Annotated in this window: 21 protein-coding genes; 19 read left to right on the forward strand and 2 right to left on the reverse strand. The window is 72.5% G+C overall.

The genetic code is table 11. From position 1 onward, the window contains the following. Positions 1 to 6 precede the first annotated feature (6 nt). The 13 genes from EDD30_RS30740 to mltG (EDD30_RS30805) all read left to right on the forward strand — a co-directional run bounded on the left by EDD30_RS30740 (position 7) and on the right by mltG (EDD30_RS30805) (position 15263). Positions 7 to 570: a winged helix-turn-helix domain-containing protein gene (locus tag EDD30_RS30740; RefSeq protein WP_071807180.1), complete on the forward strand. Its 564-nt coding sequence runs from the start codon at positions 7 to 9 to the stop codon at positions 568 to 570. Continuing rightward, positions 567 to 1841 (forward strand): MFS transporter, encoded by a 1275-nt coding sequence (locus tag EDD30_RS30745; RefSeq protein WP_071807179.1) that lies wholly within the window; start codon positions 567 to 569, stop codon positions 1839 to 1841. Before EDD30_RS30740 ends, EDD30_RS30745 begins: the two co-directional genes overlap by 4 nt. A gap of 74 nt (positions 1842 to 1915) precedes the next feature. Beyond that, the gene (locus EDD30_RS30750) at positions 1916 to 2125 is read left to right on the forward strand and encodes a hypothetical protein (protein ID WP_071807178.1); all 210 of its coding nucleotides are present in this window, start codon (positions 1916 to 1918) and stop codon (positions 2123 to 2125) included. Between the two features lie 71 nt (positions 2126 to 2196). Continuing rightward, entirely contained in the window at positions 2197 to 3645 is a 1449-nt protein-coding gene (locus tag EDD30_RS30755) for a replication-associated recombination protein A (protein WP_071807177.1), read from the forward strand. A 1542-nt stretch (positions 3646 to 5187) separates the two neighbouring features. Beyond that, positions 5188 to 5448 carry a hypothetical protein gene (locus EDD30_RS30765; protein ID WP_143162807.1) on the forward strand — a complete coding sequence of 87 codons (261 nt, stop codon included), beginning with the start codon at positions 5188 to 5190 and terminating at the stop codon, positions 5446 to 5448. A 1676-nt stretch (positions 5449 to 7124) separates the two neighbouring features. Then, the gene (locus tag EDD30_RS30770; RefSeq protein ID WP_084556629.1) at positions 7125 to 7766 is read left to right on the forward strand and encodes a hypothetical protein; all 642 of its coding nucleotides are present in this window, start codon (positions 7125 to 7127) and stop codon (positions 7764 to 7766) included. Between the two features lie 76 nt (positions 7767 to 7842). Continuing rightward, a complete protein-coding gene (locus tag EDD30_RS30775) occupies positions 7843 to 8301 on the forward strand; it encodes a DUF948 domain-containing protein (protein WP_071807174.1) in 459 nt (152 codons plus the stop codon). A gap of 120 nt (positions 8302 to 8421) precedes the next feature. Beyond that, a complete protein-coding gene (locus EDD30_RS30780; protein ID WP_071807173.1) occupies positions 8422 to 8727 on the forward strand; it encodes a hypothetical protein in 306 nt (101 codons plus the stop codon). Next, a complete protein-coding gene (gene alaS, locus EDD30_RS30785; RefSeq protein WP_071807172.1) occupies positions 8724 to 11408 on the forward strand; it encodes an alanine--tRNA ligase in 2685 nt (894 codons plus the stop codon). The genes EDD30_RS30780 and alaS overlap by 4 nt, the downstream gene beginning before the upstream one ends. Before the next feature lie 16 nt (positions 11409 to 11424). Further along, positions 11425 to 11886: a Holliday junction resolvase RuvX gene (ruvX, locus tag EDD30_RS30790; protein WP_071807171.1), complete on the forward strand. Its 462-nt coding sequence runs from the start codon at positions 11425 to 11427 to the stop codon at positions 11884 to 11886. Continuing rightward, on the forward strand, positions 11883 to 13064 hold the full coding sequence (gene mltG / locus EDD30_RS30795; RefSeq protein ID WP_123678595.1) for an endolytic transglycosylase MltG: 1182 nt from the start codon (positions 11883 to 11885) through the stop codon (positions 13062 to 13064). Before ruvX ends, mltG (EDD30_RS30795) begins: the two co-directional genes overlap by 4 nt. Before the next feature lie 34 nt (positions 13065 to 13098). Continuing rightward, a complete protein-coding gene (locus EDD30_RS30800; RefSeq protein WP_123678596.1) occupies positions 13099 to 13929 on the forward strand; it encodes a shikimate dehydrogenase in 831 nt (276 codons plus the stop codon). Between the two features lie 164 nt (positions 13930 to 14093). Further along, a complete protein-coding gene (gene mltG / locus EDD30_RS30805; RefSeq protein ID WP_123678597.1) occupies positions 14094 to 15263 on the forward strand; it encodes an endolytic transglycosylase MltG in 1170 nt (389 codons plus the stop codon). Here mltG (EDD30_RS30805) and EDD30_RS30810 read toward each other — a convergent pair. Then, positions 15260 to 16477, reverse strand: coding sequence for a multidrug effflux MFS transporter (locus EDD30_RS30810; protein WP_071807753.1), 1218 nt, complete (start codon positions 16475 to 16477; stop codon positions 15260 to 15262). The genes mltG (EDD30_RS30805) and EDD30_RS30810 overlap by 4 nt on opposite strands. 108 nt (positions 16478 to 16585) lie before the next feature. Here EDD30_RS30810 and aroC point away from each other — a divergent pair, with 108 nt between their 5' ends. Both aroC and EDD30_RS30820 read left to right on the forward strand, forming a co-directional pair. Further along, complete coding sequence (aroC, locus tag EDD30_RS30815; RefSeq protein WP_071807754.1) at positions 16586 to 17764, forward strand: chorismate synthase; 1179 nt, start codon at positions 16586 to 16588, stop codon at positions 17762 to 17764. Beyond that, the gene (locus EDD30_RS30820; protein WP_071807755.1) at positions 17764 to 18270 is read left to right on the forward strand and encodes a shikimate kinase; all 507 of its coding nucleotides are present in this window, start codon (positions 17764 to 17766) and stop codon (positions 18268 to 18270) included. The genes aroC and EDD30_RS30820 overlap by 1 nt, the downstream gene beginning before the upstream one ends. On the opposite strand, the gene EDD30_RS30825 is transcribed toward EDD30_RS30820, so the two are convergent. Beyond that, complete coding sequence (locus EDD30_RS30825; protein WP_071807756.1) at positions 18257 to 18967, reverse strand: Clp protease N-terminal domain-containing protein; 711 nt, start codon at positions 18965 to 18967, stop codon at positions 18257 to 18259. The genes EDD30_RS30820 and EDD30_RS30825 overlap by 14 nt on opposite strands. Before the next feature lie 69 nt (positions 18968 to 19036). Here EDD30_RS30825 and aroB point away from each other — a divergent pair, with 69 nt between their 5' ends. From aroB to nusB, 4 genes are all read left to right on the forward strand, one after another. Further along, positions 19037 to 20113: a 3-dehydroquinate synthase gene (gene aroB, locus EDD30_RS30830; RefSeq protein WP_071807757.1), complete on the forward strand. Its 1077-nt coding sequence runs from the start codon at positions 19037 to 19039 to the stop codon at positions 20111 to 20113. Then, positions 20110 to 20541: a type II 3-dehydroquinate dehydratase gene (gene aroQ / locus EDD30_RS30835; RefSeq protein WP_071807758.1), complete on the forward strand. Its 432-nt coding sequence runs from the start codon at positions 20110 to 20112 to the stop codon at positions 20539 to 20541. Before aroB ends, aroQ begins: the two co-directional genes overlap by 4 nt. 75 nt (positions 20542 to 20616) lie before the next feature. Beyond that, complete coding sequence (efp, locus tag EDD30_RS30840) at positions 20617 to 21174, forward strand: elongation factor P (protein WP_071807759.1); 558 nt, start codon at positions 20617 to 20619, stop codon at positions 21172 to 21174. A gap of 23 nt (positions 21175 to 21197) precedes the next feature. Beyond that, the gene (gene nusB, locus EDD30_RS30845; protein WP_211277906.1) at positions 21198 to 21608 is read left to right on the forward strand and encodes a transcription antitermination factor NusB; all 411 of its coding nucleotides are present in this window, start codon (positions 21198 to 21200) and stop codon (positions 21606 to 21608) included. Positions 21609 to 21874 lie beyond the last annotated feature (266 nt).

Raw genomic sequence — 21874 nt, forward strand, 5'->3', positions numbered from 1 at the left:
GCAAGTATGGAGCAGCGCGAAATTCATCTCGACTCCCGGCAGATCCGGGTGCTGGCCCACCCCCTGCGTTTCCGCCTGCTCGGCCGGCTCCGGCTGGACGGCCCGGCGACGGCGACGCGGCTGGCCCAGGCCCTCGGCACCAACACCGGGGCGACCAGCTACCACCTGCGGCAGCTCGCCGACGTCGGCCTCGTCCTCGAGGAGCAACGGCCCGGCCGAGGCCGGGAGCGCTGGTGGCGCGCGGCGCACGACGTGTCGAGCTGGCAGCGGGACAGCTTCGCCGGTGACGCCGACGCCACCGCGGCGGCGGACTGGCTCGAAGCCTCCCTGCTGCGCGGATTCGTCGAGCAGGTGGAGGCCTGGCATCGCGTCCAGCACGACGAACCGCCGGAGTGGCGCCAGGCCAGCAGCTTCTCCGACGTCTGGATCGACCTCTCGGCGGGGCAGCTCGACGCGCTCAACGCCGAGCTTCTCGACGTCATCGAGCGCTACCGGGCCGCGGGTCCGGCACCGGACTCCCGGCGAATCGTCTACTACCTCTACGGCATGCCGAAGGTGGCACCTTCATGAGCACCCTCACCGCCGCCCAGGCCCGGCGCCGCTTCCTGCTGCTGGCCGCGTTCCGCTGGCTGCCCGTCGGCCTGATGATCCCGGTCATCGTCCTGCTCCCGCTCGAACGCGGACTCACCCTGGCGCAGTACGGCGCGGCCGCCGCCCTGCAAGGCGTCGTCGTCCTGCTGCTGGAGCTGCCGACCGGCGGCCTGTCCGACGCGATGGGCCGGCGGCCGGTACTGCTGCTCGCGGGCCTCGTCGACGTCCTGGCGCTGTGCGTACTGACCGTCGCGGACTCGGTCCTGCTCTTCGTGATCTTCTACCTCCTCCAGGGCGTCTACCGCGCCCTCGACAGCGGCCCGCTCGAATCCTGGTACGTCGACCAGGCCCTCGCCGCCGACGAGCACGCCGACATCGAGACCGGCCTGAGCCGCAGCGGCGTCGTGATCGGCGTGGCCATCGCCGGCGGCGCCCTGCTCACCGGCGGCCTCGTCGCGCTCGGCCCGTTCGGGGCCGTCACCGCGCTCAGCGCGCCGGTCTACGTCGCGCTCGGCCTGCAGCTCGTCTCCCTGGTCGCGGTGGCGACGCTGATGACCGAGCCACGTCCCCGGCCGGGGCTGGGCGCCCTGGCCGCCTCGGCGAGCGGCGTGCCGGCGGCGATCGGGGGCGCGCTCGGACTGCTGCGCCGGTCCCGGATCATAGTGGCGCTCATCGCCGTCGAGGTGTTCTGGGGCTTCGGCATGATCGCCTTCGGGAGCCTGATGTCCGTACGCCTCGCCGACGTGCTGGGCGACGCCACCCGGGCCTCCGCGCTGATGGGCCCGGTCGGCTCGGTGGCGTGGCTGGCCTCGGCCGCCGGGGCCGCGCTGGTCCCCGCGCTCGCCCGCCGCATCGGCGCGCCCTGGACCGGCTTCACCCTGCGGATCCTGCAGGGCGTCACCGTCGCCGGGATGGCCCTGCTGGCGGGTCCGGCCGGCGTCATCGCGGCGTTCCTGCTCTGCTACACCGTGCACGGCGCGGCCGACCCGGTGCACAGCGGGCTGCTGCACCGGCAGGTCCAGGGGCCGTACCGCGCGAGCCTGGTCTCGCTGAACTCGATGGTGGCCCAGCCGGCCGGCGCCCTCGGCCTGATCGTCCTCACCGTGATCGCCACCCGGGCGAGCCTGGTGGTCGCCCTGCTGGTCGGGGCGGTCGTCCTGGCCGTGGCCGCGCCGCTCTACCTGGTGGCGCGGCGGGCCGCGCCGCAGACCGCGCCGACCGGCACGCCGGAGGTCGCGCCGGTGCCCTGATGGCCGGGGGTTTGCGCGCGACCACCCCGCGGGTACCAGCAGGTCACGTGCTCTCACCCCCGATGGAGGCCCCCATGCTCGCGATCGCCGCGGCCGTCGTCTTCGGCATCTACCTGCTTCTCGACCTGCTCGACGTGCAAACCTCGGACCTGTTCAACTTCAACACGTTCGCCTCCCTCGGCCTGCTGCTGCTCTCCCTCTACCTGGCCGGGGTCGGCAGCGGCCCGCGCGCCGGCACCGGCAGCGGCCGCCGCTTCTACGGCCGGCGCCCCGGCCGCGGCTGACCGTCACGTCCCGGCCCGCTCACATCGGTGCATTTCCGGCACCGTAGGGCGGGCCGGTACTGTCGGTGCCGATGGAATTCGACGGACTCTTCCCCCTGACCGGACCGGGCGGCGTCCGCACCGCGCCACCGGCGGGCGCGGAGTCCGGCTTCACCCGGCCCGCGGCCGACTCGCCGCTGCCCGTGCGCATGCGACCCGCCGACCTGGACGAGCTCGTCGGCCAGCAGCACCTGCTCGCGCCCGGCGCGCCGCTGCGCCAGCTCGTCACCGGTACCACGCCGATGTCGGTCATCCTCTGGGGGCCGCCCGGCACCGGCAAGACCACCATCGCGCATCTTGTCGCCGCGGCCACCGACCGTACGTTCGTGGCCATGTCTGCCCTGACCGCGGGCGTCAAGGACGTGCGCGCGGTCATCGACAAGGCCCGCCGCGAACGCCGCGCCGGGGGAGCGCCCACCGTCCTGTTCATCGACGAGGTGCACCGCTTCAGCAAGACCCAGCAGGATTCGCTGCTGGCCGCCGTCGAGGACCGCACGGTGACACTGCTCGCGGCGACCACCGAGAACCCCTACTTCTCGGTCATCTCGCCGCTGCTGTCCCGCTGCGTGCTGCTCACCCTGCGCGCCCTCGACGAGGAAGACGTCCGTCGGCTCATCCGCCGCGCGGTCACCGACGAACGCGGCCTCGGCGGTGCGGTCACGCTGACCGTCGAGGCAGAAGACCATCTGGTACGGCTGGCAAGCGGCGACGTCCGCAAGGCCCTGACGGCGCTGGAGGCCGCGGCCGGGTCGGCGGCCGCGCAGGGAGCCACCGAGATCGACCTCGCCACGGCCGAGAAGGCGGTCGACGTGGCCGCCGTGCGCTACGACCGCGACGGTGACGCCCACTACGACGTGACCAGCGCGTTCATCAAGAGCATGCGCGGCTCGGACCCGGACGCCGCCCTGCACTGGCTGGCCCGGATGCTGGTCGCGGGCGAGGACCCGCGCTTCATCGCCCGCCGCATCGTCATCTTCGCCAGCGAGGACGTGGGCATGGCGGACCCGCAGGCCCTACTCGTCGCCACCGCCGCGGCCCAGGCGGTGCAGTCGGTCGGCCTGCCGGAGGCCCAGCTCAATTTGGCACAGGCGGTGGTGCATCTCGCCACCGCCCCGAAATCCAACAGCGTCACGACCGCCATCTCCGCCGCGATCGCCGACATCCGTGCGGGCCGGGGCGGCGCGGTGCCATCCCACCTGCGCGACTCCCACTACCCAGGATCACGTGGCCTAGGTCACGGAAAGGGCTACCGCTATCCACACGACGACCCCAAGGGTGTTGTGAGGCAGCAGTACGTACCGGATGATCTGATCGGCGCGGAGTACTACACCCCCACCGAGCACGGTGCCGAGCGGGCGGTGGCGGACCGTTTGCCCCGGCTACGCAGAATCGTCCGGGGAGCGGGTCCGTCCCCGGCCGGCCCGGCCCCCGCCCCGCAACGCGACGACAGCGGCCCCGCCGCCGGAGAGGACCAGCCGTGAGCAGGCGCGGCGCCGAAAGGCCCGACGACTACGACGATCGCACCGAGCAGACCGGCCGCGGACGCCGGCTGTTCGGTCGTGGCCGCCCGGAGCCGATCGAGCAAGAGGTGCCCCGCGAGGAGACCGGCTGGCTGGACGACCTGCGTACGGCGAAGGAAGAGGGCGGCTCGATCGGCCCGGGCACGGCCCCGGGCGAGGCCCGCACCAGCAAGAGCGGCCGCCGCGCCCCGACCCCCGAGGATCCCGGCGGTGCCGAGCCGTTCGCGCCTCTGCCCGCCTCCGCCCCGCCCGCCGCGGCACCGAGCTCTCCGGCCGCGCCGCGCTCCGCGACTGGTACGCGTCCCCCGGTCGCTCCCGGTTCGCCGGCTGGTCCGCGCGCCGCGGGCGCTTCCCGTCTCCCGGTTGCTCCGGGTTCGCCGGCTGGTCCGGGTTCGCCGGGTGGTCCGCGCTCCGCGGGTGCCTCCCGGCCGCCTGTTTCTCCGGGTTCGCCGGCTGGTCCGCGTCCGACGGCTGGCGCGCGTCCCCCGGCTTCGGGCTCTCCCGCTGCGTCGCGTCCGGCGGCTGGTCCGCGTTCGGCGGACCCGCGCTACCCGGCGGTCGACCCGACTGCGGGCATGGCCGTTCCGGGAGTGCCGGCTTCAGGCAACGCCCCGGAGATTCCACCCGCTGCCCGGCCCGTCTCGCCGGGACGGCCGCCCGCCGGCCGTGCCGTGTCGGCCAGCCATCCAGTCTCACCGGGGCATCCCGTCCCCGGCCGTCCTGTCTCACCGGGCGGTCCTGTCCCGCGTGTCTCACCGGGCGGTCCTGTCCCGCGTGGCGGGCCTGCCGTACCCGGCGGTCCTGCCTCGCGTGGCGGGCCTGCCGCACCCGGCGGTCCTGCCTCGCGCGGCGGGCCTGCCGCAGCCGTTTCACCTGGCGGGCCCGTTCCACCAGGCGGGTCTCCCGGAGGCCGGCACGGTGCGGCGCCGGAGGACCGGCAGCCGGGCCGCCCGGTGTCGCCGCCCGGGCGCACGCCCTGGTCCGAGGAACAGGCGCCGCAGCCCGGTCACGGGCAGGCCGGCCCTGCACGGCGTGGTGGCGGTTCCCGGCCCGACAGACCAGGCCGTGGCAGCCACTCGGTGCCGGGTCAGGCCGGCCCCCTGCCCGGTCAAGCCGGTCACGCGGGGCCCGTGCCAGGTCAGGGCGGCCACACCGGTCCCGTGCCGGGCGTTGCGGGTCCCATGCCGGATGGCCATGCCGTTCCCCGGCCGGGACAGACGGGTCATGGCGGGCCGATGCCGGGCCGATCGGGGCCGCGCCACGGCGGGCGGGGCGTCGCGGGTGACGAGGAAACGACGTTCGGTTCCCGGGCCGCTGCTGCACCCGGCCGGGCCCAACCCGGCGCTCCCGGCGAGCAGGGCGGCCGCCACGGTCGGTTCGACCCGGAGGAGAACTCCGGGCCGCTGCCGGTCGGCCGCGCGGCCACGGGGCCGGTCAACCGCACCGGACCGCGTAACCGGCAGAGCTCTGCGGACACCCCCACCGGCCGTCACGGTGGGGTCGATGCGTATGCCGGTAGCCACGACGTGCCTCCCTCGGGCCGCCATGGTGGGCCGGATGGGCCGCCTTCCGGTCGTCATGGTGGGCCGGGTGGGCCGCCTTCCGGTCGTCACGGTGGGCCGGACGCGCCGCCCTCAGGTCGTCACGGTGGGCCCGATGGGCCGCCCTCAGGTCGTCACGGTGGGCCCGATGGGCCGCAGTCGGGTCGTCACGGTGGGCCGGATGGGCCGCCCTCAGGTCGCCACGGGGGACCGGGCGGCGTAGCTGGTCGCCCCGGTGGGCGGGACTCGAGTGCCGGCCGCCGCGCTGCGCAGCAACGGCCCGGTCCGGCCGCGGAATCGGCGCAGGCACGGGCCTCCGCGTCGGTCGTGCCGCCCGTCGTGCCCGGCCGCGAGGGCGTCCGCACTCCTCCGATCCCGGGTCGCGCCGGGGCGATGGCCGGTAGCACCTCCGGGGTGATCGGCACCACCGGACAGATCGCCCAGGCCGGAGGCGCCGGTGCCCCCCCGCGGGGGACGGGCCGGGTGCCCCGGCCAGGGCAGTCCGGGCGTGCGGGCCCAGGCCAACCGGTCTCGCCCGGGCGGCCGGGCCAGCCGCCTCAGCCGAGCCAGCCGATCACGCCGGACGGGCCGCCCATGGCGAGCCGGCCGGAATCAAGTCAGCCGATCTCGGGACAGCCGGTTTCCCCGGGCCGACCGAGTCCTGAGTTTCCCGGCGCGGGGCGTCCCGGGCCCATCCAACAGCCACACGGGCGCCCGGAACCGGGCCAGCCCGGGGTGGGTCAGCCGGGCCCGGGTCGCCCGGGCCGTGGCCAGGCAAGAGCGGGCCAGCGCAGGCCGGATCAGCCCGGCGCGGGTCAGCCCGGCGCGGGCCGTCCCGTCGCGGGGCGTGCCGTGCCCGGGCAAGCCGGCCGGGGTGCCGCCGAGCGTTCCGGCATGGCATCGCCACCGGCTTCGGCCGGGCCCGCCAGCGGCCCGATCCATGCCAGCGGCCCGATCCATGCCAGCGGCCCGATCCATGTTCCCGGAGCCACCCCGGGCTCAGCGGTCCGGCCCGCCTCTGGCGCCGGGATGGCGCGGCCCACCTCCGGAGCCGTAGAGACACGCCCCGCCTCCGGAGCCGGAGCGACAGGACCCACCTCCGGAGGCGAAGCGACGCGGCCCACCTCCGGAGCCGGGGGTATGCGGCCCACCTCCGGAGCCGGGGGTATGCGGCCCACCTCTGGAGCCGGCGCTGCGAGCGGGCCCATGGTCGGAAACGGCAGAAACGCCGGAAACGCAGCCAACGGAGGAACTCTCCCGGCCGGGAGAAACAGCACCGCGGGTCAGCCCGTGGGCAGAGCCGGAGCAGCGACAGGCACCCCGCCCTCGGGCACGGCCGGCACCGCAGCCGGCGCCGCGGTCCCGGGCAGGGCTGGCGCGGCTAGTGCTGCGGTTCCCGGTAGGGCTGGCGCGGCTAGTGCTGCGGTTCCCGGTAGGGCTGGCGCGGCGGCGAGCGCCGCGGTCCCGGGTAGGCCTGGCGCGGCGGCCAGCGCCCCGGTCCCGGGCAGAGCCGGCGCGACAGAAAGCGCCGCGACGCCGGACCGGGACGGGAGTGCCGGCGCAGCGGGTAGGGCCGAGGGCGCCGTGGCGACCGGCCGGGCCGGGGCCGCCGGCAGCGCCGCTGTCGCCGGGAGAGCGATAAGGGCGAGCAGTGTCGGGGCCGCGGCGGTACCTGGTGCCGCGCCGACATCCGGCAGCGGTGCTGCCCCGGTGACCGGCAGCGCCTCCGTCGGGGCGGTTTCCGGGCGGGTCTCCGTACCCTCCGGAAGTGATGACGGCCCGATCAAGGTGCCCGCCGCGATGGACGAGACGGATCGGGCCGCCGGGGCCGACGAGGCCGGATTGTCCGGCGGTCGGCTCGGCAGCTTGCGAGTCGCCCGCTCCGAGCTGCGTACCCAGATGCGGGCCAAGCGCCGCCTGCGGGTCATGACCCTGCTCTCCCTGAGTGTCCTGGTGCTCGGCCTGTTGCCGCTGGTGTTCGGGATCCGGGCCGCCACCAAGGACCCGGTCTTCACCTCGCTCGACGCCCTGCAGGTGCCGGAGTGGGCCGACCGGAACGTGGACGACCAGAGCGCCGGGAGCCGGTGGTGTTTCCTCGACTGCCGGTTCCGGGAGCGGACCGCCCAGTCGGAGCGGCCGTTCGAGGACACGAACCAGGTCTACTCGGCCGCGCTGCGGTCCGCCGGGTGGAAGGTGCGCGGTGGTCAGTGCACCGACCAGCCGACCACCGCCGGCAAGTACACCTGCTGGACCCGGGACGAGTTCACTCTGGACCTCTGGGTGCGGCTGCCCGAGTGCGCCGTCGACGCCGTCGCGGCGAAGGATCCGGCGACTGTTCCCTCGACCGGGCCGGACGGGGTCGTGCCGACCGCCGATCCGAAGAAGTGCGTCGGGTCGACCGTCAGCATCAAGGTGCAGAACGCCGTGACCGACGTCCGGGGCAAGCCGGAGCCCGCGGTGGATCCGTCGCTGATCGGCGAGACGCCGGACCCTGTGCTGACGAATGATCCCCTGCTGGAGCCGACACCCTCGGCGTCGTGACGCGGACCGCGATGACGGACGGTAGGGTCTGCACGTTGTCACGCTTAGCGGTCCGTTGGTAGAGGAGACGCGTGTAATGAACGCCGGAGCAATTGCAGGCCTGATCGCGGCGGGCGCGTTCCTGATGCTCGTGCTGGTGCTCGCCGTCCCGATTCTGAAGCTGCGCCACACGGTGGACGCGGCCACCCGGGCCATCAACGACCTGAACGACCGGACCGGCCCGCTGCTCGGCGGCGTCACCGAGACGGTGGACAACGTGAACACCGCGCTGGGCCAGGTCCAGGTCTCTTTGGACGGTGTGAACGTGCAGCTCGCCAAGGTCGACACCATGACCGAGCATGCCCAGAACGTCACGGCGAACGTCGCCAACCTGGTCACCGTCGTGTCCGCCGCCGCCGCCAACCCGCTGGTCAAGGTGGCCTCGTTCGGGTACGGGTTGCGCAAGGCCGCCGCCGCCCGCCGGCATGCCGACCACGAGCGCGAGGTTCGCACCGCCCTCAAGCAGCGCCGCAAGGCCGAGCGCGCGGCCCGCTGACGCCGGCTGCGCGTCGCGAACACCCGAGTCGCGCGGCTCGCTGACGCCGGCTGCGCGTTGCGAACACCCGGGCGCGGGGATATCAGCAGAACCGGAGCGGAAGAACCGGAGAGAAGACTCATGAAGCGGTTGCTCTGGCTGGGCGTGGGCCTGGCCGTCGGCGCCATCGTCGTGCGCAAGATCTCGCGGAAGGCCGACGAGTTCACCCCGTCCGGCATCGCCACGTCGCTGTCGGAATCCGCTGGCGGCCTCGTCGAGTCCCTGCGTAGCTTCGTGGAGGACGTGCGCGCGGGGATGGCCGAGCGCGAGCAGGAGATCCACGCGGCCTTCGCCGCGGGAGAGCTCTACGAGGACAAGTTCGCCGAGCTGCGCGACGACGCGCAGGACGGTTCACACGGGCGGCACGCCCAGGAGGGTCAGCGATGAAGACGGCGGAGATCAAGCGGCGCTATCTGGCGCATTTCGAGGCCAACGGGCACACGGTCGTGCCGAGTGCCCCGCTGCCCGCCATCGAGGACCCCAACCTGCTGTTCATCAACGCGGGCATGGTGCAGTTCGTCCCGTTCTTCCTCGGCCAGCGCACCCCGCCCTATCAGCGCGCGGTGAGCGTGCAGAAGTGCATCCGGACGCCGGACATCGACGAGGTCGGCAAGACCTCGCGGCACGGCACGTTCTTCCAGATGAACGGCAACTTCTCGTTCGGCGACTACTTCAAGGAAGGCGCGATCAAGCTCGCCTGGGAGTTGTCGACCAAGTCGGTGGAGCAGGGCGGTTTCGGCCTGGACCCGAGCCGGATCTGGCCGACCGTCTACCTCGACGACGACGAGGCGTTCGAGCTGTGGCGTGCCACGGGTGTGCCGGTGGAGCACATCGTGCGCCGGGGCAAGAAGGACAACTACTGGTCGATGGGTATCCCGGGCCCGGCGGGCCCGTGCTCGGAGCTGTTCTACGACCGCGGCCCCGAGTACGGCCGCGAGGGCGGCCCCGAGGTCGACGAGGACCGGTACCTGGAGTTCTGGAACCTGGTCTTCATGCAGTACGAGATCACCGACGTGAAGAGCAAGGAGGACTTCACGATCGTCGGTGACCTGCCCGCGCAGAACATCGACACCGGCATGGGCCTGGAGCGCATCGCCTCGATCCTGCAGGGCGTCGACAACCTGTACGAGATCGACGAGGTCCGCCCGATCCTGGCGCGGGCGGCGGAGCTGACCGGCAAGACCTACGGCGCGCACTCCGGGCACGCGGCGAGCCAGTCGCATCCCGACGACGTGCGGCTGCGCGTGATCGCGGACCACGTACGCACCGCGTTGATGCTCATCGGCGACGGGGTGATCCCGTCCAACGAGGGCCGCGGCTACGTGCTGCGGCGCATCATGCGCCGGGCGATCCGGGCGATGCGGCTGCTCGGCTGGCAGGACAAGGCGCTGCCCGAGCTGCTGCCGGTGGCGCGCGACTGCATGGCGCCGTCGTACCCCGAGCTGGCGCAGGAGTTCGAGCGGATCTCCACGTACGCGTACGCGGAGGAGGACGCGTTCCTCTCCACCCTGCGCGCGGGCACCACGATCCTCGACACGGCGATCACCGACACCCGCGACAAGGGCGGCAAGGCGCTGTCCGGCGCGCAGGCGTTCCAGTTGCACGACACGTACGGGTTCCCGATCGACCTGACCCTGGAGATCGCGGCGGAGCAGGGCCTGACCGTCGACCAGGACGGCTTCCGCCGGCTCATGGCCGATCAGCGGTCCCGCGCGAAGGCGGACGCCGCCGCGCGCAAGACGGGCCACGCCGACCTGTCGTCGTATCGTTCGGTGCTCGACGCCGGCGGCCCGGTGGAGTTCACCGGCTATGCGGAGGTCTCCCGCGAGTCGCGGGTGCGGGCGTTGCTCGGCAGCGGCGGCGCGCGCGTCGAGGCGGCCGGCGAGGGCGACTACGTCGAGCTGGTGCTCGACAGCACCCCGTTCTACGCCGAGGGCGGCGGCCAGCAGGCGGACACCGGCCTGATCAACGTCGGCGCCGGCCAGGTCGAGGTCGTCGACGTGCAGCAGCCCCTGCCCGGCCTCATCGTGCACAAGGCGCGGGTGGTCCGCGGTGAGGTGCGCGCGGGCGAGGCGGGCTTCGCCGAGATCGACGTGACGCGACGCAGGGCCATCTCGCGGTCGCACACCGCGACCCACCTGATCCACCAGACGATGCGTGCCTTCCTGGGCGAGTCCGCGACCCAGGCGGGTTCGCTGAACGCGCCCGGCCGGTTGCGGTTCGACTTCAACACCCCGGGCGCGGTGCCGGCGAGCGTCCTGCACGACGTCGAGCAGCAGGTCAACGAGGTGCTGCTGCGCGACCTCGAAGTGCATGCGTTCATCACCTCGCAGGAGGAGGCGCGCCGGCTCGGCGCGATGGCCCTGTTCGGGGAGAAGTACGGCGATGAGGTCCGAGTGGTTGAAGTCGGCGACTATGCGCGTGAACTTTGCGGTGGTACGCACGTCGCCCGCTCCGGCCAGTTGGGCCTTGTGAAGATCCTCACGGAGTCGTCGATCGGCTCCGGGGTCCGCCGGGTCGAGGCGCTCGTCGGCATCGACGCGTTCGGCTTCCTCGCCAAGGAGCACCTGCTGGTCACCCGCCTCGCGGAGTTGTTCCGGGTTCCCGGCGACCAGGTGGCCGAGCGGGTCGAGCAGACCGTCACGGCGCTGCGCGACGCGGAGAAGGAGCTCGAGAAGATGCGCGCGCAGATGGTCCTCGGCGGCGCGGGCACGCTGGCGGCCCAGGCCAGGGATCTGCGAGGCGTGGCGTTCGTCGGCACCGAGGCACCGGAGGGCGCGGCGACCAACGATGTGCGTACGCTTGCCCAGGAGATTCGTGGCAAGATCGACGCCGGTCGTCCCGCGGTGGTCGCGGTGGCGGCCCGGTCGAACGGCAAGGCGTCACTGATCGTAGCGATCAACGCGGTGGCGAAGGACCGGGGACTCTCCGCGTCCGAGCTGGTGAAGGGTGCGTTGTCCGGTCGGGGCGGCGGCAACGCCGACCTCGCGCAGGGCGGCGGAGTACCCGCTGACCAGGTCGCCGCGCTGCTGGCGGCGGTGGAGAAGGCGGTCGGCGAGGCCGCCTGAGAGGAAGGGTGGCCCGATGAACGCACTGCCGCGGGGTAGGCGGCTGGGCGTCGATGTCGGTAAGGTGCGCGTCGGGGTCGCGCTGTGTGACCCCGACGGGATCCTGGCCACCCCCCTGGCCACGGTGCCCCGTGACATGATGGCGGCGCCCGACGCCGTCCCCGGTGACATCGCCGAGCTCGTCCGCCTCGTGGGGGAGCACGAGGTGGTGCAGATCGTGGTGGGACTCCCGGTGCGCCTCAACGGCGCCGAGGGAGATGCCGCCGCTGACATCCGTGCCTATACGCACCGTCTGGAACAGGCGGTCGGATCGGTTCCCGTCGTCCTCGCGGACGAGAGGATGTCGACCGTGGTCGCAACCCGTAGGCTTGCCGAGCGAGGAGTCCGGGGTAAGCGCCAACGGGCGGTCGTCGATCAGGCGGCCGCCGTGGAGATCCTGCAGAGCTGGCTGGACGCACAGCGGAGGCAGACGAGATGATCGACGAGCTGGACCTGGCGTTCGATGAACAGATCGAACGCGGTAAACCCCGCCACCGGCGGGGCGGCCGCGGCGCCAAGGGCGGCAAAGGCAAATCCACCGTCGCGTTCCTGATGGTGTTCATCCTGCTCGGCGTCCTGGGCGTGGGTGGCTACCTCGGCTTCGAGAAGGTCAAGGGCTTCTTCACCGCGGCCGACTACGGCGGCGCGGGCACCGGTCAGGTGGAGGTGTCACTCGGTGAGGGCTCGCTGACCGAAATCGGCAACACGCTCGTCGAGGCCGACGTGGTGAAGAGCACCGCCGCGTTCATCGAGGCGGCGGAGGAGAACCCGCGGGGCAAGAACATCCAGCCGGGGACGTACAACCTGCGCAAGCAGATGTCGGCCAAGGACGCCGTCACGCTGCTGCTGGATCCCAAGGCCCGCGTGACCAAGGGCGTCACCATCCCCGAGGGCAAGACCGCGCTGGAGATCTACGCGATTCTGTCGAAGGCGACCGGCGTGCCGGTGAAGGACTTCGAGACCGCGGCCAAGGATCCGAAGGCGCTGGGGGTGCCGGACTTCTGGTTCAACCGCCGCGACGACAAGAAGGCGTCGGGCACCATCGAGGGCTTCCTCTTCCCGGACACCTACGAGTTCAAGCCGAAGGCCACCGCCGAGGAGATGCTGTCGGTGATGGTGGCCAAGTTCATCGACATGACCACGGAGCTGGATTTCGTCAAGTCGGTCGAGAACAACCTGCAGGTCTCGCCGTACGAGGCGCTGATCGTGGCGTCGCTGTCACAGGCCGAGGCGGGCATCGCCGAGGATCTGCCGAAGGTGGCCCGGGTCGCCTACAACCGGGCGTACAAGAAGAAGATGCCGTTGCAGTTCGACGTGACGACGAATTACTGGCTGCAACTGCAGAACAAGGGTAAGAAGCACTCCGGCAAGATGACCACCGCCGAGCTCGAGGACCCGAAGAATCCGTACACCACGGAGCTGAAGGTCGGCCTGCCGCTGGGGCCGATCAACAACCCGGGCAAGCTGGCATTGCAGGGTGCGGTGAAGCCGGCGACCGGCGAATGGCTGTTCTTCGTCGCCGTCGACAAGACCGGCAAGTCGGCGTTCGCCGAGACGAACGCCCAGCACGACGCGAATATCCAGAAGGCCTGCCAGAACGGCATTCCGCTCTGCTGACACCGCGTCCCGTCGCCCACCGAAAGCGCGCCGCATGACCGTGAACCGCCGGGCCGCCGTCTGCGGCAAGCCGATCGCCCATTCGCTGTCGCCGGTCATCCACGCCGCGGGTTTCGCCGCGACGGGGCTGCTCGACTGGGTGTACACGGCCATCGAGTGCGCCGAGGCCGAGCTCTCCGACCTGGTGGCCGGCCTCGGCCCCGAGTGGGCCGGGCTGTCGCTGACCATGCCGCTCAAGGAGGCGGCCCTGACGGTCGCCGCGGAGGTCTCGCCGGTCGCGGCCGCGACCGGCGCGGCCAACACTCTGGTACGCCGCGACGACGGTTCGTGGTTCGCCGACAACACCGACGTGCCGGGCATGGTCCGGGTGCTGCGGGACGCGGGTCTGGCCGGGGCGCCGTCGATCACCGTGCTCGGCGGCGGCGGCACGGCCCGGGCCGCGATGGCGGCGGCCGCCGCGCTGGGCGCCGCCCAGGTGACGGTCGTGACCCGCCGCCCGGAGGCCCGCGACGAGCTGGCGCCGGCCGCCGCCGCGCTCGGCGTGACGATCGCCGGCGTCGACTGGGCCGAGGCCCCCGCCACGTTCGCCGCCGACGCGGTCGTCTCCACCGTGCCGAAGGGCGCCGCCGACGGCCTGGCGTTGCAGGTCGCGTGGCGGCCCGGCACGGTGCTCTTCGACGCGATCTACGACCCGTGGCCGACCCCGCTGGCGTCCGCGGCGGCGGCGAACGGGGTCCGGGTGGTGTCCGGCCTCGACCTGCTGCTGGCCCAGGCGCTCGGCCAGTTCGAGCTGTTCACCGGCGTCAGCCCGGCCCCGGAGGCCGCCATGCGGGAGGCGCTGGCCGCCGCTGCCGCGGTGCGTTGAGTCACCGCCGCCACCCCGTGGGTGACGCACTCCGACGCGGACGCTGACCAGCGGTGTCGAGGCTGTCACCGCGTTGACATCCGTTCGTATGCTCAGCGGCCCGACAGGCAGCCGCGGCGGAGAAGCTCCCGATCCGCGCTGGACGCACGGCGGAGGCGGACGAGATGCTCGACGAGCTGGACCGGGCGTTCGATGAACCGATCGAACGCGGCAAACCCCGCCACCGGCGCCCCCGCGGCAAAGGCAGGTCCACCGTCGCGTTCCTGATGGTGTTCATCCTGCTCGGCGTCCTGGGCGTGGGTGGCTACCTCGGCTTCGAGAAGGTCAAGGGCTTCTTCGTCGTCGCCGATTACGGCGGCGCGGGCACCGGTCAGGTGGAGGTGTCACTCGGTGAGGGCTCGCTGACCGAAATCGGCAACACGCTCGTCGAGGCCGACGTGGTGAAGAGCACCGCCGCGTTCATCGAGGCGGCGGAGGAGAACCCGCGGGGCAAGAACATCCAGCCGGGGACATACAAGTTGCGCAAGCAGATGTCGGCCAAGGACGCCGTCACCGTGCTGCTGGATCCCAAGGCCCGGATCACCAAGGGCATCACCATTCCCGAGGGCTTGAGCACAATGGACATCTACACCCTCCTGTCGAAGAAGACCAAGATTCCGGTCAAGGATTTCGAGGCGGCCGCGAAGGATCCGAAGGCGCTGGGGGTGCCGGACTTCTGGTTCAACCGCCGCGACGACAAGAAGGCGTCGGGCACCATCGAGGGCTTCCTCTTCCCGGACACCTACGAGTTCAAGCCGAAGGCCACCGCCGAGGAGATGCTGTCGGCGATGGTGGCGAAGTTCATCAAGGTCACCACCGAGATGGGCTTCGTCAAGACGGTGGAGGGGAAGCTGTCGGTGTCCCCGTACGAGGCGCTGATCGTGGCGTCGCTGTCACAGGCCGAGGCGGGCATCGCCGAGGATCTGCCGAAGGTGGCCCGGGTCGCCTACAACCGGGCGTACAAGAGGAACATGCCGTTGCAGTTCGACGTGACGACGAATTACTGGCTGCAACTGCAGAACAAGGGTAAGAAGCACTCCGGCAAGATGACCACCGCCGAGCTCGAGGACCCGAAGAATCCGTACACCACCACGCTGAAGGTCGGCCTGCCGCTGGGACCGATCAACAACCCCGGCAAGCTGGCACTGCAGGGCGCGGTGAAGCCGGCGACCGGCGATTGGATCTTTTTCACCGCCGTCGACAAGACCGGTAGGTCGGCCTTCGCCCTCACGGATGACGAGCACAACGCGAACCGGGACAAGGCCTGTGCCAACGGCATCCCGGTCTGCCGTTAGGCACGCTCCGCGCGGCCGGTGAGCAGCAGCATCGAGAGCGCGGCCACGGCGAATCCCAGGACGGCCGCGCCCATCGGCACGCCCAGGCCCGGGTCGCCCAGGCCGGCGAGCGGCGCGGCGAGCGCGGCGATCACCGACTGGATGCCGCCCATCACCGCCGCCGCCGTGCCGGCCCGGTCGGGGTGCCGGTCCAGGGCCAGCGCGGTCGCGTTCGGCATCACCATGCCGATCACGCCGACCACCACGAACAGGCCCGCGCCGAGCGCCACGAGCGAGCCGAGCATGGCGCCCGCGAGCACGGCGACGCCGGCCAGCGCCTGAGTGGCCAGTGCCGTCGTCAGCAGCCCACGGGGCGCGACGCGGTCCAGGAGTCGGCCGTTAGCCTGGCTCAGCGCGATCAGGGCGCACGCGTTCACCCCGAACAGGACACTGTAGAGCGTCGGCGAGATGCCGTACCCGTCCTGGAAGACGAACGACGAGCCGGAGATGTAGCTGAACAGGGCCGCGAAGGCGAAGGACTGGGCGAGCGTGTAGCCCACGTACCCCCGGTCGGCGATCAGCGTGCGGGCCGTGCGGACCGTATCCATCGGGCCACCGGGGCTGCGCCGCTCGACCGGCAGCGTCTCCGGCATGTGCGCGGCCAGCAGGGCCGTCAGCAGGGCGGCGATGATGCCCAGCGTGACGAAGATGCCATGCCACGACGTGACCTTCAGCACCGCGCTGCCCAGCAGCGGCGCCGCGATGGGAGCCACGCCGAAGATCAGGGTGAGCCGGGAGAAGAACTTCGCCGCCTCCACCCCGGAATACAGGTCCCGGACGATGGCCCGGGCCACCACCACGCCGACGCCGCCGGCGAAGCCCTGCAAGAACCGGGCGCCCGCCAGCAGCGGCGCGCTCGGGGCGAGGGCGCAGAGCAGGGAGAAGATCGCGTACGCGCCCACGCCGACCAGCATCGGCCGGCGCCGCCCCCACCGGTCGCTGAGCGGGCCGCAGACGAGCTGCCCCAGGGCCAGCCCGATCAGGCAGGTGGTGAGCGACAACTGCACCTCGGCCGGCGCGACCCGGAGGTCCTCGGCCACGGCCGGGAATGCGGGCAGGTACATGTCCAGCGACAACGGCCCGATCGCCGTGACCAGCCCGAGCATGACCACCAGCAGGGGACCGTGCGGCGCGCGTACGGCGTCGGCGGTCGGGGCGGTGGGCTGGGAAGACACCCGTGGACGATACCTCTGACCTTTCGGCGGCGGGTGCCCGTCGCCCGGTGGGCGGGACGGCGGCGGGCTGACGGCGGGCCGCGGGCGCCACATGCCAGACTGTGACCCGTGTTGCGCTGGCTAACCGCAGGGGAATCGCACGGTCCGGCGCTCGTCGCCCTGATGGAGGGCGTGCCCGCCGGTGTGCGGGTGACGAGCGACGACATCGGCCGTGATCTCGCGCGCCGCCGTCTCGGATACGGGCGGGGCGCGCGGATGTCGTTCGAGAGGGACGAGGTCGAGATCGTCGGCGGCATCCGCCACGGCGTGACCCTCGGTAGCCCCGTGGCCATCCGCGTCGGTAACTCCGAATGGCCGAAGTGGCAGACGGTGATGGCCGCCGACCCCGTCGACCCGGAGGAGCTGGCGGCCCAGGCGCGCAACGCCCCGCTGACCCGGCCCCGCCCCGGCCACGCCGACCTGGCCGGCATGCAGAAGTACGGGCACACCGACGCCCGCCCGATCCTGGAGCGCGCCAGCGCCCGGGAGACCGCGGCCCGCGTCGCCGTCGGCGTGGTGGCCAAGGCCCTGATCCGGCAGGCGCTGGGCATCGACGTCGTCTCGCACGTGATCGAGCTCGGCTCGGTCGCCGCGAAGGCGGGGCTGATCCCCACGCCGGAGGACGCCGAGCGCATCGACGCCGACCCGCTGCGCTGCCTCGACCCCGAGGCGAGCGCGCGCATGGTGGCCGAGGTGGATGCGGCGAAGAAGGACGCGGACACCCTCGGTGGCATCGTCGAGGTGCTGGCTTACGGCGTACCCCCGGGTCTGGGGTCGCATGTGCAGTGGGACCGCAAGCTGGACGCCCGGCTGGCCGCCGCGCTGATGTCCATCCAGTCGGTGAAGGGCGTGGAGATCGGCGACGGCTTCACCCAGGCCCGCTCGCGGGGCTCGGTGGCGCACGACGAGATCGTGCCGACGCCGGAGGGCGTCAAGCGGATCACCGACCGGGCGGGCGGCCTGGAGGGCGGCATCACCAACGGCGAGGGCCTGCGGGTCCGCGCCGCGCTCAAGCCGATCTCCTCGCTCAACCGGGCACTGCAGACCGTGGACGTCACCACGGGGGAACCCGCCACGGCGATCAACCAGCGCTCGGACGTCTGCGCGGTGCCGGCCGGCGCGGTGGTGGCCGAGGCGATGGTGGCGCTGGTGCTAGCCGAGGCCGCGACCGAGAAGTTCGGCGGCGACTCGGTGGCCGAGATCCGCCGCAACCTGGCCGGATACGTCGACAGTCTGCTGATCCGCTGATGGCGCCGGTGGCCGTCGTGGTCGGCCCGCCCGGCGCCGGCAAGACGACCGTGGGCGAGGCCGTCGCCGCGCTGCTCGGCGTCGCGTTCGCGGACACCGATCATCTGGTCGCGCAGCGGGCCGGCAAGGCCATCCCGGAGATCTTCTTCGACGACGGCGAGGACGAGTTCCGCCGGCTCGAACGCGAGACGATCGCCGCCGAGCTCGCCTCCTTCGACGGCGTGCTGGCGCTGGGCGGCGGTGCCGTGCTCGACCCCGGCACCCGTGACGCCCTGCGGGCCCAGCGGGTGGTCTTCCTGACCGTCGAGCTGTCCGACGCGGTGAAGCGGGTGGGGCTCGGCGCCGGGCGCCCGTTGCTGAGCGTCAATCCGCGGGCGACGCTGAAGTACCTCATGGAGCAGCGCCGCCCGCTGTACGAGTCGGTGGCCACGCACACGGTGAAGACCGACGGACGCGCTCCCGATGAGCTCGCCGCCGAGATCGCGGCGCTGGTCAGGGCCGGCTAGCCTCCAGCGCCTCGATCCGCCGGATCAGGGGCGCCAGTTCCGCGCGTACGGCGGTCAGCAGGCCCGCCGTCGCCGCCGGTGTCGGCGCGCTCGCGCGCAGATGGGCATAGCCGGCCATCGCGGCGGCCACCGCGCGCCGGGTCGCGCGGGCGTCGGCGCCCCGGTCGCCCAGCACGCGCCCGGCCAGCCCGTCCGGCTCGGCGGACAGACCGACGAGCAGGTGCTCACACCCGACGTAGTTGTGTCCCATGCTCGTCGCCTCGGTGACGGCCAGCTCGACCGCATTGGCGGCGGGGGAGCTGAACCGCAGTCCCTCGCCCTCGCCGCCGGGTTCGGCGCCGTCGGGCACGGTGATCGAGGCGGGGTCGATCTCCATCGCGCCGAGGATCTGCAGGGCCATGTTGCCGCCCTCCGCGAGCATCCCGTGCAACAGGTGGCCGCTGGTCACCGCCGAGGCTGCGGTGTCCCGGGCCCGCTCGGTGGCCAGGGAGAGCACGGCCACGGTCCGCGGGGTGAAGTGCGGAAGCCGGCTCGCGAGCTGCGCCGGGTCGAGGTCGCTCAGCACGGTCTGCCGGATGGCGGTGATGCGGCGTACGGCCTGCTCCAGGGCCCGCTGGCAGATGGCCGACACCGGCACGCCGGCCTCGCGGACCGCGTCGGCGAGGCTGTCGGGCAGATACACGTTGATTTTCGGCATGGTTCTAGGTAACCCCACTAGGGGTTAGCTGTCTATAACCCCAAGCGGCCGTCACTACGCTCGACACCGATGGACGAGATGACCCGCATTTCCGTGTCCGGCGACCGGCCCTACGACGTGCTCGTCGGGCGTGACCTGCTCGACGAATTGCCCGGGCTGATCGACGGTGCCGTCCGCGCCGCGATCCTCTACGCCGCGCCGTTGAAGCAGCGCGCCGAGGCGGTCGCCGAGGTGCTCCGGCGGGCCGGCGTACGCCCCCTGCCGATCGAGGTGCCCGACGCCGAGGCCGGCAAGAGCATCGAGGTCGCCGCCCGCTGCTGGGACGAGCTCGGGGCGGCCGGCTTCACGCGTACGGACGTGGTGCTGGGCGTCGGCGGGGGAGCGGTGACGGACCTCGCCGGGTTCGTGGCCGCCGGCTGGCTGCGCGGGGTGCGGTGGGTGCCGGTCTCGTCGTCGCTGCTCGGCATGGTCGACGCGGCCGTCGGCGGCAAGACCGGCGTCAACATCGCCGCCGGCAAGAACCTGGTCGGCGCCTTCCACCCGCCCGCCGGCGTGCTGTGCGACCTCGGCCTGTTCGCCACGCTGCCCGCCGACGACCTGGTCGCCGGGCTCGCCGAGGTGGTCAAGTGCGGCTTCATCGCCGACCCCGTGATCCTCGACCTCATCGAGGCCGACCCCGCGGCCGCCGCCGACCCGGACAGTGGCGTCGTGCGCGAGCTGGTCGAGCGGGCGATCCGGGTGAAGGTCGACGTCGTCGGCGTCGACCTGCGCGAGTCCGGGCTGCGCGAGATCCTCAACTACGGCCACACCCTGGGGCACGCCATCGAGAAGCACGAGGCGTACGGCTGGAAGCACGGTCACGCGGTCGCCGTCGGCCTGGTCTACGCGGCCGAGCTGGGCCGCCTGACCGGCCGCCTCGACGACGCCACCGCGGCCCGGCACCGCTCGGTGCTGTCCCTGCTCGGCCTGCCGGTCTCGTACCGCGCCGACGCCTGGCCCGACCTGCTCGCCGCGATGCGCATCGACAAGAAGGCCCGCGCGGACACGCTGCGCTTCGTCGTGCTGGACGGCCTGGCCCGCCCCGGCATCCTCGCCGTCTCGGACGAGTCGGTGCTGGCGCACGCCTACGCGGCGGTCGCCTCATGACCCGCGCGTACGTGCTCAACGGCCCCAACCTCGGCCGGCTCGGCACCCGCCAGGTCGACGTGTACGGCCTGACGTCGTACGCCGGCCTCGTCACGCTGTGCGAGGAGACCGGCCGGGAGCTGGGCCTGGACGTCGTGGTCCGGCAGACCGACGCCGAGCACGAGATGCTGGGCTGGCTGCACGCCGCCGCGGACGAGCAGGCGCCGGTCGTGCTGAACCCGGGCGCGTGGTCGCACTACTCGTACGCGATCCGCGACGCCTGCGCCTTGCTGCGCGCCCCCCTGGTCGAGGTGCACATCTCCAACATCCACGCCCGCGAGGAGTTCCGGCACCACTCGGTCGTCTCCGCGGTGGCGACCGGGGTGATCGCGGGGCTCGGGGTGGACGGCTACCGGCTGGCCCTGCGCCACCTCGCCGGGCTGCTCTGACCCGATTCGCCGGGTGACCTGCCGCGCCGGTAAACTCCAGCGGTCACCTCTACGTTTTCAAGAACAAGGCAGGACATGGCTTCCACCAACGACCTGAAGAACGGCCTGGTGCTCAACCTCGACGGCGAGCTGTGGGCCGTGGTCGAGTTCCAGCACGTCAAGCCGGGCAAGGGTGGGGCGTTCGTGCGCACCACGCTCAAGAACGTCCTCTCCGGCAAGGTCGTGGACAAGACCTTCAACGCCGGCACCAAGGTCGAGACCGCCACCGTCGACAAGCGCACGATGCAGTATCTGTACCAGGACGGCGAGGACTTCGTCTTCATGGACCTGGACACCTTCGACCAGATCACGGTGCCCGGCGGCACGGTCGGCGAGGCGGCCAACTACCTGCTCCCCGAGGCCGAGGCCACGGTGGCGACGCACGAGGGTGTGCCGCTCTACATCGAGCTGCCGACCAGCGTCTTCCTCGAGGTGACCTACACCGAGCCCGGCCTGCAGGGCGACCGCTCGACCGGCGGCACCAAGCCGGCCACCGTCGAGACCGGCGCGACCGTGCAGGTCCCCCTCTTCATCACCACCGGCGAGAAGATCAAGGTCGACACCCGCGACGGCCGTTACCTCGGCCGAAGCTGATGGCCGAGGGCCCCAAGACGCAGATGCCTGCGCGCCGCAAGGCGCGCAAGCGCGCGCTCGACGTCCTCTACGAGGCCGACCTGCGCGACCTGCCGCCGAGCCAGGTGCTCACCACCTACCTGGACCGGATCGCCAAGCCCCGCCCGGAGCACCTGGACTACACGATCGGCCTGGTGGAGGGCGTCGCCAAGCACCTCGACCGGATCGACGAGCTGATCGCCAGCTACGCCGAGGGCTGGACCCTGGAGCGCATGCCGGTGGTGGACCGCAACCTGGCCCGCATCGCCGTCTACGAGCTGCTCTACCTGCCGGAGATCGACGACCCGGTGGCCATCACCGAGGCGGTCGAGCTCGCGAAGCAGATGTCGACCGACGACAGCCCCCGCTTCCTCAACGGCATCCTCGGCCGGATCGCCGAGTTCGCCACCCGGTAGTCGTGTTCACCGCAGCCTGCGCCACCGACTTGGCGCAGGCTGCCGCGGTTGCGGCCGGGCTGGCGAACGAACCCGCCGACCTCGTCCGGATGGGCTCCGCGATGTCCTGGCTGTGGACCAGGGCGTCGATCAGCGCGGAGCGGGCGGCTCCTCCGCGAGATGCGGATGACAACCTGGACGGCCCATACAGGCCGCCGAGGTCCGAGCAGACGGGCATGCGATGGTCGGCCGCGTGGTGAAGACCGACGGCGAGGCGCAGCCGCCGC

The organism is Couchioplanes caeruleus, assembly GCF_003751945.1.
Taxonomy (GTDB): Bacteria; Actinomycetota; Actinomycetes; order Mycobacteriales; family Micromonosporaceae; genus Actinoplanes; species Actinoplanes caeruleus.